The sequence below is a fragment of the Bacteroidota bacterium genome, from assembly GCA_020402865.1.
Lineage (GTDB): Bacteria > Bacteroidota > Bacteroidia > Palsa-965 > Palsa-965.
The window spans coordinates 277,660-290,834 of sequence record JADBYT010000008.1 but is presented as its reverse complement, the minus strand read 5'-3'; the positions used below and the strand labels follow the sequence as shown (position 1 = coordinate 290,834).

Genomic DNA, 13,175 nt, shown 5'->3' with positions numbered 1-13,175 from the left:
CTGTACACACAATGGCCCAGATCAAAATCACGCAGATTAAGAGCTGCATCGACTATCCCGAGCGTCAGAAGCAGACGCTCATCGCCCTCGGCCTGAAGCGTATGAACCGCTCGGTTGTAAAAGAAGGCACGCCGCAAGTGCTTGGCATGGTTGCCAAAGTACAGCACTTAGTGAAAGTGGAAACTATCTGATCACATTCAATATCGTAACGAAATGAACTTAAGCAACCTTACACCCGCAAAAGGTTCTACCAAAAACCAGGGCAAACGTCTTGGCCGTGGCCAGGGCTCCGGCAAAGGCGGTACCGCGGCACGTGGTCACAAAGGCGCTCAGTCGCGCTCGGGTTACTCAGCCAAACGCGGTTTTGAAGGTGGTCAGATGCCCCTCCAGCGCCGTGTTCCCAAATTCGGTTTCAAGAACATCAACCGCGTAGAGTACAAAGGCATCAACCTCGATGTACTCCAGCAACTGATCGAGAAAAAAGCACTGAGCACCATTGCTCCGGCTGATCTCATCGCTGCCGGTCTGGTTTCTAAAAACGACCGCATCAAAATCCTCGGCCGCGGCGAACTGAAAGCCAAAGCTGCCGTAACCGCTCACGCCTTCTCGGCCACTGCCAAAGCTGCTATTGAAGCTGCCGGTGGTTCAGCCACAACTCTCTGATATGAAGAAGTTCATCGAGACCATAAAGAATATTTTCTCGATCGAGGAATTGCGCCAGCGTATTTTATATACGCTGGGCTTTTTGCTGATCTTCCGTCTCGGAACCTTCGTGGTTCTGCCTGGCGTTGATCCCGACAAACTCGATAGTGATGGAGGAGAAGGCATTCTCCAATTGATTAATATTTTCTCAGGTGGTGCTTTCCAGAATGCTTCTATTCTGGCGCTCGGTATTATGCCTTACATCTCGGCATCAATTATCCTGCAGCTGCTCACCATGGCAGTACCTTTCTTCCAGCGTATGCAGCGTGAAGGCGAAAGCGGCCGCAAGAAAATCAATCAATACACACGCTACCTCACCGTTGTAATTACTGCCCTTCAGGCTGTGGGTTACATTGGCACACAAGTAGTTGATAAAACCGGCGCCGTTGCAGATCCTTCAGGCTTCTGGTGGTTCCAGTCGGTACTCATTCTTGTTACAGGTACGATGTTTACCATGTGGCTCGGTGAAAAGATTACCGACAAAGGTATTGGCAACGGTATTTCGCTCATCATTATGATCGGTATCGTGGCGCGCCTGCCCCAGGCATTGCTTCAGGAGTTCGACAGCCGTTTTTCAGGCAGCGGCGGCGGTCTGATCGTGTTTGTGGTTGAGCTTGCCATCCTGCTGCTCGTAATTGTAGGCTGTATCCTCATGGTACAGGGCACACGCCGTATTCCTATTCACTTTGCCAAGCGCATTGTAGGCAACCGTCAGTACGGCGGTCAGCGTAACTACATTCCGCTGAAAGTGAATGCTGCAGGTGTAATGCCGATCATCTTTGCTCAGGCAATTCTGATGATTCCGATTCAGCTTGTTGGTTTTGCCAGCAGCGGCGATGAGCCCAACTGGTTTGTACGCGCTTTCAGCGATCACTACGGTCTGGCTTACAACATTGTAATTGCACTGCTCATCATTGCCTTCACCTATTTCTACACCGCCATTACGGTTAACCCGAACACAATGGCCGAGGAAATGAAGCGCAACGAAGGTTTCATTCCCGGAGTTAAACCCGGTAAGAAAACCGCTGAATTCATTGACCAGATCATGTCGCGCATCACTCTGCCGGGCTCAATTATGCTGGCTTTCGTAGCCATCCTGCCCGCCATTGCTGAAAAGCTCGGCATCCTGCCCGAATTTGCTTCGTTCTACGGCGGTACCAGTATCCTCATCCTTGTGGGTGTAGTGCTTGATACCCTGCAGCAGATCGAAAGTTACCTGCTCATGCGTCACTACGATGGTCTGATGAAATCAGGCCGTATTAAAGGACGCTCAAGCGTGGGCATGGCACAGCAGCAGGGACAGTTCTAAGCCCGGCATTACCATGATCCAGCTCAAGACGCAGGAAGAAATTGAATTAATACGACAGAGTTCTTTACTTGTTGGCAAAACCCTTGCGGAAGTGGCAAGGCATATTCGTCCCGGTGTAACAACCTTGTACATCGACGGAATTGCCGAAACCTTTATCCGCGATCACGGAGCAATTCCGGCGTTCAAGGGGTTTCACGGATTCACCGGCACACTTTGTACAAGTGTGAACGCGGAAGTGGTACATGGCATTCCCGGCAAATATGAAATTAAAGACGGGGATGTGGTATCAGTTGACTGCGGTGTGATTCTGAACGGCTGGTACGGCGATTCGGCTTACACAATTCCGGTAGGCACGGTGAAGCCCGAAGTGCTGCAGCTGTTGCGCGTTACCAAGGAAAGCCTTTACAAAGGCATTGAAAAGGTAGCTGCGGGAAACCGGTTGGGCGATGTAAGCGAAGCAATCCAGAGCCATGCCGAAAAGCATGGATACGGAGTGGTTCGTGAACTGGTTGGACACGGAATAGGGCGGAATCTTCATGAACCGCCGGAAGTTCCTAACTTTGGCCGCCGCGGAAGCGGGCCCAAGTTGTCGGAGGGTCTGGTAATTGCTATTGAGCCGATGATTAACATGGGCACAAAATCAGTCCGTCACGAACGCGACGGCTGGACAATTACAACGGCCGACGGCAAGCCATCTGCTCATTTCGAGCATACGGTTGCGCTGAGCCAGGGTAAAGCAGAAATACTGTCATCGTTCGAAGAGATCGAGCAGGTATTAAAAGAACAAAAGATCGAATTGTAAACCATACATGGCGAAAACACCATCTATTGAACAGGACGGCACTATCATAGAAGCCCTCTCCAACGCGATGTTCCGCGTTGAGCTTGAGAACGGCCACGTGATAACCGCCCATATCTCCGGAAAGATGCGGATGTATTACATCAAAATTCTTCCCGGCGACCGTGTGAAGGTGGAGATTTCACCTTACGATCTTACCAAAGGACGCATTTCTTATCGTTACAAATAAACGCCGAAAGGCCCAAAACACCTGACCTGAAATGAAAGTCAGAACATCAGTAAAGAAACGCAGCGCAGAGTGCATCATTGTGCGCCGCAAAGGTCGCGTTTACGTGATCAACAAGAAGAATCCTAAGTTCAAGCAACGCCAGAAAGGCTAATCTGGTAAAGGATTCGGACTACCTCTAACAGTACATAAACAAAAAAATGGCACGTATTTCTGGTATTGATTTACCAAAAAACAAGCGCGGCGAAATCGGACTGACCTACATTTTTGGTATTGGTCGCCAAACAGCCCGCAAAATTCTCACCGAAGCTGGTGTTAACTTTGACACCAAGGTTCAGGATTGGAACGACGATCAGCTTTCAAAGATTCGTAACTACATCAACGATAACCTGAAAGTGGAAGGTGCGCTGCGTTCTGAAACACAGCTGAACATCAAACGCCTGATGGATATTGGCGCTTACCGTGGCGTTCGTCACCGTCTTGGTCTGCCCGTTCGCGGACAAACCACCAAGAACAACGCACGTACCCGCAAAGGCAAGCGTAAAACTGTTGCTAACAAGAAAAAGGCAACCAAGTAATTGTAACGATATTCACGCTGCTCTTGTCGTGAGACAACAGGCGGCGTAAAAGACCAAACATCATGGCAAAACAACAACAATCCGGCAAAGGCGGTGGCAAAGTAGTAGCCAAGAAGCGCGTCGTGAAAGTCGATGCTGTAGGCCAGGCTCACATCAGCGCCACCTTCAACAATATTATCATTTCGCTCACCAACAATTCCGGTCAGGTAATTTCGTGGGCAAGCGCAGGTAAAATGGGCTTCCGCGGCTCGAAGAAGAACACTCCGTATGCTGCACAAACGGCTGCTGCCGATTGCGCCAAAGTAGCTTACGAAGCTGGTCTGCGCAAAGTAAAAGTGTTTGTAAAAGGACCCGGTTCAGGCCGTGAGTCAGCGATCCGTACGCTGAACACCTCTGGTCTGGAAGTAACCGAAATTGTGGACATCACACCGATTCCGCACAACGGCTGCCGTCCTCCCAAACGCCGTCGCGTATAATCCAAATCATTACCTGTAACAGCGAAAAACAATGGCTAGATATATCGGTCCCAAAACCAAAATCGCCCGTCGCTTCAAAGAGGCCATCTATGGTCCTTCTAAAGCGCTGGAAAAGAAAAATTACGGTCCCGGCCAGCATGGTCAGGCCGGAAAGCGTGCCAAGAAATCAGAATATGCCATCCAGCTCAATGAGAAGCAGAAGGTGAAATACACCTACGGCATTCTTGAGCGTCAGTTTGCTCTGATTTTCGAGCGTGCATCACGTTCAAAAGGCATTACCGGTGAGGTGCTTCTGCAGCTTATCGAAGCCCGTCTGGATAACGTGGTTTACCGTCTCGGCATTGCGCCCACCCGCGCCGGTGCCCGTCAGCTTGTGTCACACCGTCACATCACCGTTAACGGCGAGTTGGTAAACATTCCCTCATACACCCTTAAGCCGGGTGATGTGGTAGCCGTTCGTGAGAAGTCGAAAGCCCTCGAGTCAATCAATAATTCGGTTGGCGCGGGCAGCAACTTCCCCTGGCTGGAGTTCAATGCTTCAACGATGGAAGGCAAATTTGTAAGTTTCCCGGAGCGTACACAGATTCCGGAAAACATCAAAGAACAGCTCATCGTTGAATTGTACTCGAAATAATGAGTGGCGCGGGGAGGCGGCGTAAACAGCCTCCACCAATTAAAACCGAACATCAACCGCATACAACGGAGAACCACTATGGGCATCCTCGCATTTCAGAAACCCGATAAGGTGATCATGATCCAGTCAAGCGAAACCGAAGGCCTCTTCGAGTTTCGTCCGCTGGAGCCGGGCTACGGCATCACTATCGGTAACGCGCTTCGCCGCATCCTGCTCTCGTCGCTCGAAGGCTACGCCATCACGACCATCCGTATCGAAGGTGTGGAGCACGAGTTCTCAACGATCAAAGGCGTAATGGAAGACGTTACCGAGATCGTTCTTAACTTCAAGCAGGTGCGTTTCAAGCGCCAGATCGAATCAACCGAAAGTGAGAAAGTGGTGGTGAACATCACCGGCAAAACTCAGCTCACTGCCGGCGATATCGGTAAATTTACTTCAGGCTTCCAGGTGCTCAATCCCGATTTCGTGATCTGCAACATGGAGCCTTCGGTGAAACTCAAAATTGAGCTCACCATCGAGAAAGGCCGCGGCTATGTACCCGCCGAAGAAAACAAGCCGGTTAACGCTCCTATCGGTCTCATTCCGATTGATGCCATCTACACACCCATCCGCAACGTGAAATACGCCGTGGAAAACTACCGTGTAGAGCAGAAAACCGACTATGAGAAGCTGGTAATGGAAATCGTTACCGACGGCTCGATCCACCCGAAAGATGCACTCAAGGAAGCGGCCAAAATCCTCATCCACCACTTCATGCTGTTCTCAGACGACAAGATCACTCTTGACACGGTAGAGAAGGCTTCAAGCGAAGAGTTTGATGAAGATTCGCTGCACATGCGCCAGTTGCTCAAAACCAAACTGGTTGATATGGATCTTTCCGTACGTGCGCTGAACTGCCTCAAGGCGGCCGACGTGGAAACCCTTGGCGACCTCGTTTCTTTCAACAAAAACGATCTTCTGAAGTTCCGCAACTTCGGTAAGAAATCACTCACCGAGCTTGAAGAACTCGTAGCCAGCAAAGGCCTGCACTTCGGCATGAACGTGGTGAAGTACAAACTCGATAAAGACTAATACCAAAATTCGGCCGTGCAACCGTGAGGTGACGCATAGCTGATACAACACCGAATAACCGACCATGAGACACGGTAACAAAAACAACCACCTGGGACGCAAGGACGGCCACCGCGCTGCCCTGATGTCGAACCTCGCAAGTTCGCTGATCATGCACAAGCGGATCAATACCACGGTTGCCAAAGCTAAAGCCCTCCGCAGCTACGTGGAGCCGCTCATTACCCGCGCAAAAGACGACAGCCAGCACAACCGTCGTACAGTGTTCAGCTACCTCCAGAGCAAAGAAGCCGTAACCGAACTCTTCAAAGAAGTAGGTCCGAAAGTAGCTACACGCGCCGGTGGTTACACCCGCATTATCCGCTACAGCCTCTCGGTAAACCCGAGCCCCGCTGCACGCCGTCGTGGCGACAGCGCCGATATGTGCCTCATTGAGCTTGTGGACTACAATGAACTCCTGCTCAACAGCAAATCGGATGGCAAGAAAGCCAAAACAACACGCCGTGGCCGTGGTAAAACCAAGAAAGCCGAAGGCACCGCTGAAACTTCAACCGAAAACGCAGGTGAATAAGTTGTCAGCAAGTTGATTTCAACACAAAAACGGGATCGGGTAATTTTGCCTCATCCCGTTTTTTTTATCTGAAAAACCAAAACAACTCGTGGAAGAAACAAAATCACACCGCCTTAAATACACCGCCCTGCCGCCCGCCGTGCTGGTGCTCGAAGACGGAACCGTGTTTCACGGTAAAGCCGCCGGAGCCATTGGAACTACTACCGGCGAAATTTGCTTCAATACCGGCATGACCGGTTATCAGGAAATCTTTACCGATCCTTCCTACTATGGCCAGATTTTAACTGCGGCCAGCGTACACATTGGCAACTACGGCATCCACAACGACGAAGTGGAGTCAGGCTCAATTAAAATTGCCGGCCTGGTGTGCAAGAAGTTCTCCGAAATCTACTCCCGCCCCGGTGCGCACAAATCTATCCGCGATTATTTCGTGGAGCAGGGTGTGGTGGGTATTTGCGAAGTGGATACACGCGCTATTGTGCGCCACATCCGCCAGCGCGGCGCCATGAACGCCATTATTTCGAGCAGCAACCTCGATGTGGAAAGCCTCAAGGCCGAACTGGCCAAAGTGCCCTCGATGGCCGGTCTGGAGCTTTCGTCGAAAGTTTCCACTAAAGAAGCCTACACGGCCGGTAATGCCGACGCACCGCTGAAAGTAGCCCTGCTTGATCTTGGCGTGAAAACAAACATTGTACGCTGCCTCACCGAGCGCGGCTGCTTTGTGAAAGTATTCCCCATGCACACACCTGCAGCCGAAATTATGGCCTGGGGGGCTGATGGCTACATGATTTCTAACGGCCCCGGCGATCCGGGCGTAATGCCTAACGAAACAGCTACGGTAAAAGCCCTGATCGACAGCGGTACACCGGTGTTTGGCATTTGCCTCGGGCATCAGCTCATTGCACAGGCATTCGGACTGAGCACTTACAAAATGCACAACGGGCACCGCGGCATTAACCATCCGGTTAAAAACCTCATCACCGGAAAATCAGAAGTTACTTCGCAAAACCACGGTTTTGCGGTGAAAGCAGAAGATGTGGCCAACAATCCCGACATAGAAATTACCCACATCAACCTGAACGATAACACCATTGAAGGCCTGCGCCACCGCGTAAAAAACGTGTTCTGTGTGCAGTATCACCCCGAAGCCAATCCGGGGCCACACGATGCGCGTTACCTGTTTGACCAGTTTGTGGAAAACATGAATGCGGTGAAAGCACCCGTTCATGCCTGATCTAACCATTGAAATAATTTCAAATCTCATACAATGAGTTTCATTGCATCCATACAGGCCCGCCAGATTCTCGATTCGCGCGGCAATCCCACCGTTGAGGTGGACGTAATTACCAACTCTGGCACGCTGGGCCGTGCGGCTGTGCCCTCCGGTGCATCTACCGGCGCACACGAAGCGGTAGAACTTCGCGACGGCGATGCCAAGGCTTTTCTGGGCAAAGGCGTGCTCATGGCCGTAAACAACATCAATACCGTACTGCGCGAAGAGCTGAACGGGATGTATATTTTTGATCAGGCAGCCATTGATGCAAAAATGATTCAGCTTGACGGAACCGCGAACAAAGCAAAGCTGGGTGCCAATGCGATTCTGGGTGTATCGCTTGCCGTGGCCAAAGCAGCTGCCGAAGAAGCCCGCCAGCCGCTTTACCGCTATGTAGGCGGTGTAAATGCCATGCTGCTGCCCATTCCGCTCATGAACATTCTCAACGGCGGTGCACATGCCGACAATGGCATCGACTTTCAGGAGTTTATGATTATGCCCGTGGGGGCTGATAATTTCAGCGATGCCTTACGCATGGGCACGGAAACATTCCACCACCTCAAAAAGGTACTCAAAGACAAAGGCTACGCCACCAACGTGGGCGATGAAGGCGGTTTTGCGCCCAACATCCCTTCAAACGAGGAAGCCATTGAGTATGTGCTCCGCGCCATTGAAAAAGCAGGCTACAAACCCGGCGAAGATATTTTCATTGCCATGGATGCCGCTGCCACCGAGTTTTACGACGCAAAAGCCGGCAAATACATTTTCCACAAGTCAGACAAGCGCGAACTCACCAGCGACGAAATGGTAGGTTACTGGACCGAGTGGTGCAATAAATACCCGATTCTGAGCATTGAAGACGGTTTGGCCGAAGACGACTGGAACGGCTGGAGCAACCTCACCAACGCGCTTGGCGAACAGGTGCAGCTGGTAGGCGACGATCTTTTTGTAACCAATACCGACCGCCTTGCCGAAGGCATTGTAAACGGTGTGGCCAACTCCATTCTGGTAAAAGTAAACCAGATTGGCACGCTCACCGAAACGATTGATGCCGTGCAGATGGCACACATGCACGCTTATACCAGCGTGATGAGCCACCGCTCAGGCGAAACAGAAGATACCACCATTGCTGATCTGGCGGTGGCGCTAAGCTGCGGACAAATCAAAACCGGCTCTGCATCGCGTTCCGACAGGATTGCAAAGTACAATCAGTTGCTTCGCATTGAAGAGCAGCTTGGTGGTTCGGCGCGTTATCTGGGCAAGATGTTTAAGTATGTGCCCTGAGGCGGCGGCTTAAATGCGCATTAATTCCTTGTAAGGCACCGTACCGAAAGGTATTGGTGCCTTACTATTGCAGGAAATACGAAGCAGATACGCCCGTGCAGGCTCAAACTTTTAGCGGTGCAGATTGTTATTACAAAAGTTTCACAAAAACGCCGCGAAAGGTTGCACAAACGTTTCTTGCTCCCTACTTTTAAGGGCTTTTGAGCAAATACACAAAAACAGCACAATCCGGCAAAGGCGACTCGGACATTATGGACAGTTTGAAGGAAAAATTTATTGAAAAAGCGCGGCCGATGGCGGCCGAAGTAAAGAACATCATCAAAGAACACGGTGATGTGAAATTAGGCGAATACACCGTGGCGCAGGTGTATCAGGGCATGAAAGGCATTACCGGCCTGGTAACCGAAACCTCGAAGCTCGATGCTGAAGAAGGCATTCGTTTCCGTGGTTACTCCATTCCTGAATTACGTGAAAAACTGCCCAAGGCACCCAACGGTACCGAACCGCTGCCCGAAGGTATTTTCTACCTCATGCTTGTAGGCGAACTGCCCACCAAAGAAGAAGCATACGACATCAGCAACAACTGGGCGCGCCGCGCAATTGTGCCCAAGCATGTGTTTGATACACTTGATAAACTGCCGGCAAGCACACACCCCATGACCATGTTCAGCATTGCGGTTATGGCCATGCAAACCGAATCGCTGTTTGCTAAAGCATACCGCGAAGGTGTGGGTAAAAAGGATTATTGGGATTATGTGTACGAAGATTCAATGAATCTTATTGCACGTTTGCCCCGCGTAGCTGCTTACATCTACCGCAAAAAATATCACAACAACGAACACATTGAACCTGATCCCAAACTCGACTGGGCGGCCAACCTGGCGCACATGATGGGCTACGATGCGTTTGATGTGAAGCGCCTGATGCGTTTGTACATGACCATTCACGCCGACCACGAAGGCGGTAATGTAAGCGCACATACTACTCACCTCGTAGGCTCGGCACTGAGCGACCCTTATCTCGCATTTGCTGCAGGCATGAACGGCCTTGCCGGTCCGCTGCACGGCCTCGCCAACCAGGAAGTAATTGCGTGGATTCTGAAAATGCGCGAAGAAATTGGCGCTGAACTTCCCACCGAAGAGCAGATTGCCACCTACATCAAAGAAACCCTCGAAGCTGGCCGTGTAGTGCCCGGTTACGGTCACGCCGTACTGCGCAAAACCGATCCGCGTTTCAGCGCACAGCAGGATTTCTACAACCGCTACATCAAAGAGCCGTATGGTGTAGATAATCTCTGCGAAATTGTGCAGATGGTTTATAAAGTAGCACCGCCCATTCTCGAAGGCACAGGCAAAATCAAAAACCCCTGGCCGAACGTAGATGCTCATTCGGGCGCGCTGCTTATGCACTTTGGTATCACCGAGTTTGATTTTTACACCGTTCTTTTCGGTGTATCTCGTGCGCTTGGTGTACTTGCGTCACTCATCTGGGATCGCGCCCTCGGTCATCCGATTGAGCGTCCGGGTTCTATTACCACAGAAGGTATCAAGAAAAAAATTGCAGCTGTAAACGCGTAATTTGATTGTACTGCTATATGTCAACTCCTGCCTCATTATTGAGGCAGGAGTTTTTTTATGCAAAAAAAACTTCCTGTAACTTTTTCACTGATAACCAGCATAAGAAATGCAACACTTAATTTGTACATTACCAGTATGAACCTCCGTTTACTCTTTCCTGCATTATTTCTGGCGAGTTCGCTGGTTGCTCAGATCCCTTCAATCGACTGGACATACCCGCTCACTGCACCCGCTTTTGGCTCGTCGGCTGCGGCTGATATGGATGGGGATGGTTACTACGAAATTGTATTTACCACCTATACCAACGATGGCAAAGCGCATTGCCTCAATGCCGAAGATGGGTCAGTGAAGTGGATTTTTGATATTGGCGGATGCGGTGATGTAGCTCCGTTAATTTACGATGTAAACAACGATGATACGCTTGACGTAATCGTGAACGGTTCCTGCAATCCAACCTTGTTTTGTATTAACGGAGCCAGCGGACAATTAATCTGGAGTGTGCCTTCGGGCGGAGGCGATTCGCCGCCAGTTGTGGCAAACATTGATGCTGATCCCTTTCCCGAAATTTTCTTCTGCAATTTCAACGGGCAGTTGCGCATTGTAAACGGCGAAAACGGAACGGTAAACAAAACCATTCAGGTTGATCCCAATGGCTCCACCATTCAAACCGAACCTGCTTTGGTGGATGTGAATACCGACGGACGATTAGACATCATCATGGCCAGCCACTACAACTTAAACGGATTGTATGTGTGGGCTTATGATTATGTGTCGGAAGATACAATCTGGACAAACTTTACCACTGACTCTTCAACGTACAATGCTTATCATGGCGGCGCAGTGGCTGATGTGGACGGGAATGGCGATCTGGAATATGTAATTGGTTCGAACAATGGTCTGGTGCGTGCGCTCAATGTGCAAAATGGTTCGGTGTTGTGGTCGAGAAGTATTCCTAAGAGTTGCATGGCTGCATTGTCTGTGGCGGATTTAGACGGCGACGGTTCGCTTGAAGTAGTGGTTACGAATAATGATTGGGTCACATTTGATGAACGGATATGGGTACTTGACGGCATTACAGGCAGTACAGAATGGTCGTATTCAACCACGTTTTCATCGTTCAGAGGATGTGCCATTGCCGATATAAACGGGAACGATACGCTTGACCTTGTAGCGGGCTATTTTATGGGCGAAGTAATTGCGGTTGAGCCATACAACGGATTACTGTGGAACCTTAATCTCTTTCCGCAGTTCCCGCCCGGATTGCCTTATTTGCTTGTCGATCACGGCCCGCTGGTGGCTGATTTCGACAGGAACGGAACGATGGATGTATTTGTGGTAGCGGGCTACGGCACCTACACACCCGATTCGCTGAACACTGGGAAAGCATTTATGATTGAAGCCGGCGCCGGCAGTTGCCCCGAATGGCTTATGTTCCGGCACGATGTATTTCGCACAGGCTACCTTCCGCAGTCGGAAATTGACTCACTGTGTGTAACTGTATCTGTGCCGCAATTGGCAGATGACGCTTCTGATTTTACAGTTTATCCGCAACCTGCTGATGAACTTGTATATGTAGAGTGTGCGCCCGGCGCCGAGATACAAATTCTGGATGCCACAGGTAAACTGGTAATGCGAGCTTTTGCCATGACAGGAAAAACGGAATTAAGCATCAGTAGCCTTCCTGCCGGGTGTTATATTCTTTCAGTAAGCGAAGGACAGTATTCAACGCGGCAAAAATTATTTGTAAAGTAACCTTGGAAGTATTGTTTCATCTGGCAATGTGTAACTGCTGATTAAGGTAATATTGAATCTGTTTTGAAAAGTACTGTTTTGAAGTGCACTTTCCACTACAGCATTGTTTCTTATCGCTAAAATCAATCTATACTTGTATATGCAAAATCCCTTTGCCGAAACACATCCAGTTTTCAACGCGCAGTTCAATCTTCTCACCGAAGACAATGAATTCAGAATGAGTCATTGGGTAAAGGGCTTTGGCATTTCTGCGGCAACAGGCGAAATGATTTTGCCGCTCAATACTTCGTTTGATCTTGAAAAGTGTGAAGAAGCCGGCAACGTGCTCAAAGTTACCTTCAGGGTTTATCCGAACGGGGGAGTGAGGTTTGACGCAGAAATAGATCCGTTTCAGCGCGTGTTTATGTATGCCGGGGAAATAGCGCCGCTGCACACCTTTCATGCACACTTTGAACAATTGAGCGATAAGAAATAGCCTTTCCCTGAGCCGCAATTTTCTATCTTCGTTAAACACATCACTCATCCTTTTTTGTATGAATACCGCTATTTCTGCATACAACAACGCGCAAGAAAACGAAGATCAGGCAGTCTGTAACACACTCGCCAAATTGATTGACGCTGAACTTAGCGAAGCCGAAAGCAAAATCTGGCATGCGCATCCGGTTTGGTTTTTGGACGGTAATCCGATAGTGGGTTACAGCAAGCAGAAAAAGGGCATCAGGCTTATGTTCTGGAGCGGAGCCGGTTTTGAGGAGGAAAATCTGAATGTGTTAGGGGATAAGTTTAAAGATGCATCGGTTTTCTATAACCATACTTCTGAGATTGCTACAGCTGAGCTGTCCCGCTGGCTGAGTAAATCGAGAAACATTCAGTGGGATTACAAAAACTTAGTGAAGCGCAAAGGTAAACTCGAACGGCTGAAATAA

Annotated in this window: 17 protein-coding genes; all 17 read left to right on the top strand. The window is 49.9% G+C overall.

Features of this window, described 5'->3' with window-relative positions:
* The first annotated feature begins 11 nt into the window (after nucleotides 1-11).
* On the top strand, nucleotides 12-191 hold the full coding sequence (rpmD, locus tag IM638_06995; protein ID MCA6362768.1) for a 50S ribosomal protein L30: 180 nt from the start codon (nucleotides 12-14) through the stop codon (nucleotides 189-191).
* Between the two features lie 22 nt (nucleotides 192-213).
* A complete protein-coding gene (rplO, locus tag IM638_06990; protein ID MCA6362767.1) occupies nucleotides 214-663 on the top strand; it encodes a 50S ribosomal protein L15 in 450 nt (149 codons plus the stop codon).
* Between the two features lies 1 nt (nucleotide 664).
* Complete coding sequence (gene secY / locus IM638_06985; protein ID MCA6362766.1) at nucleotides 665-2,011, top strand: preprotein translocase subunit SecY; 1,347 nt, start codon at nucleotides 665-667, stop codon at nucleotides 2,009-2,011.
* Between the two features lie 13 nt (nucleotides 2,012-2,024).
* Nucleotides 2,025-2,813, top strand: a complete 789-nt coding sequence (gene map / locus IM638_06980) for a type I methionyl aminopeptidase (protein ID MCA6362765.1) — start codon at nucleotides 2,025-2,027, stop codon at nucleotides 2,811-2,813.
* Between the two features lie 7 nt (nucleotides 2,814-2,820).
* A complete protein-coding gene (gene infA / locus IM638_06975; protein MCA6362764.1) occupies nucleotides 2,821-3,039 on the top strand; it encodes a translation initiation factor IF-1 in 219 nt (72 codons plus the stop codon).
* Nucleotides 3,040-3,070: 31 nt separating this feature from the next.
* Complete coding sequence (rpmJ, locus tag IM638_06970) at nucleotides 3,071-3,190, top strand: 50S ribosomal protein L36 (GenBank protein ID MCA6362763.1); 120 nt, start codon at nucleotides 3,071-3,073, stop codon at nucleotides 3,188-3,190.
* A 46-nt stretch (nucleotides 3,191-3,236) separates the two neighbouring features.
* Nucleotides 3,237-3,614, top strand: coding sequence for a 30S ribosomal protein S13 (rpsM, locus tag IM638_06965; GenBank protein ID MCA6362762.1), 378 nt, complete (start codon nucleotides 3,237-3,239; stop codon nucleotides 3,612-3,614).
* 62 nt (nucleotides 3,615-3,676) lie between these two features.
* Complete coding sequence (rpsK, locus tag IM638_06960) at nucleotides 3,677-4,090, top strand: 30S ribosomal protein S11 (protein ID MCA6362761.1); 414 nt, start codon at nucleotides 3,677-3,679, stop codon at nucleotides 4,088-4,090.
* 31 nt (nucleotides 4,091-4,121) lie between these two features.
* The gene (gene rpsD, locus IM638_06955) at nucleotides 4,122-4,724 is read left to right on the top strand and encodes a 30S ribosomal protein S4 (GenBank protein ID MCA6362760.1); all 603 of its coding nucleotides are present in this window, start codon (nucleotides 4,122-4,124) and stop codon (nucleotides 4,722-4,724) included.
* A 78-nt stretch (nucleotides 4,725-4,802) separates the two neighbouring features.
* Nucleotides 4,803-5,795 (top strand): DNA-directed RNA polymerase subunit alpha, encoded by a 993-nt coding sequence (locus IM638_06950; GenBank protein ID MCA6362759.1) that lies wholly within the window; start codon nucleotides 4,803-4,805, stop codon nucleotides 5,793-5,795.
* Between the two features lie 64 nt (nucleotides 5,796-5,859).
* Entirely contained in the window at nucleotides 5,860-6,363 is a 504-nt protein-coding gene (gene rplQ / locus IM638_06945; GenBank protein ID MCA6362758.1) for a 50S ribosomal protein L17, read from the top strand.
* An 88-nt stretch (nucleotides 6,364-6,451) separates the two neighbouring features.
* Nucleotides 6,452-7,597: a glutamine-hydrolyzing carbamoyl-phosphate synthase small subunit gene (carA, locus tag IM638_06940; GenBank protein ID MCA6362757.1), complete on the top strand. Its 1,146-nt coding sequence runs from the start codon at nucleotides 6,452-6,454 to the stop codon at nucleotides 7,595-7,597.
* Between the two features lie 33 nt (nucleotides 7,598-7,630).
* Complete coding sequence (gene eno / locus IM638_06935; protein ID MCA6362756.1) at nucleotides 7,631-8,920, top strand: phosphopyruvate hydratase; 1,290 nt, start codon at nucleotides 7,631-7,633, stop codon at nucleotides 8,918-8,920.
* 251 nt (nucleotides 8,921-9,171) lie between these two features.
* Nucleotides 9,172-10,497, top strand: coding sequence for a citrate (Si)-synthase, eukaryotic (locus IM638_06930; GenBank protein MCA6362755.1), 1,326 nt, complete (start codon nucleotides 9,172-9,174; stop codon nucleotides 10,495-10,497).
* Nucleotides 10,498-10,632: 135 nt separating this feature from the next.
* The gene (locus IM638_06925; GenBank protein ID MCA6362754.1) at nucleotides 10,633-12,249 is read left to right on the top strand and encodes a VCBS repeat-containing protein; all 1,617 of its coding nucleotides are present in this window, start codon (nucleotides 10,633-10,635) and stop codon (nucleotides 12,247-12,249) included.
* 139 nt (nucleotides 12,250-12,388) lie between these two features.
* Complete coding sequence (locus IM638_06920) at nucleotides 12,389-12,724, top strand: hypothetical protein (protein ID MCA6362753.1); 336 nt, start codon at nucleotides 12,389-12,391, stop codon at nucleotides 12,722-12,724.
* Nucleotides 12,725-12,782: 58 nt separating this feature from the next.
* Nucleotides 12,783-13,175 carry a DUF1801 domain-containing protein gene (locus IM638_06915; GenBank protein MCA6362752.1) on the top strand — a complete coding sequence of 131 codons (393 nt, stop codon included), beginning with the start codon at nucleotides 12,783-12,785 and terminating at the stop codon, nucleotides 13,173-13,175.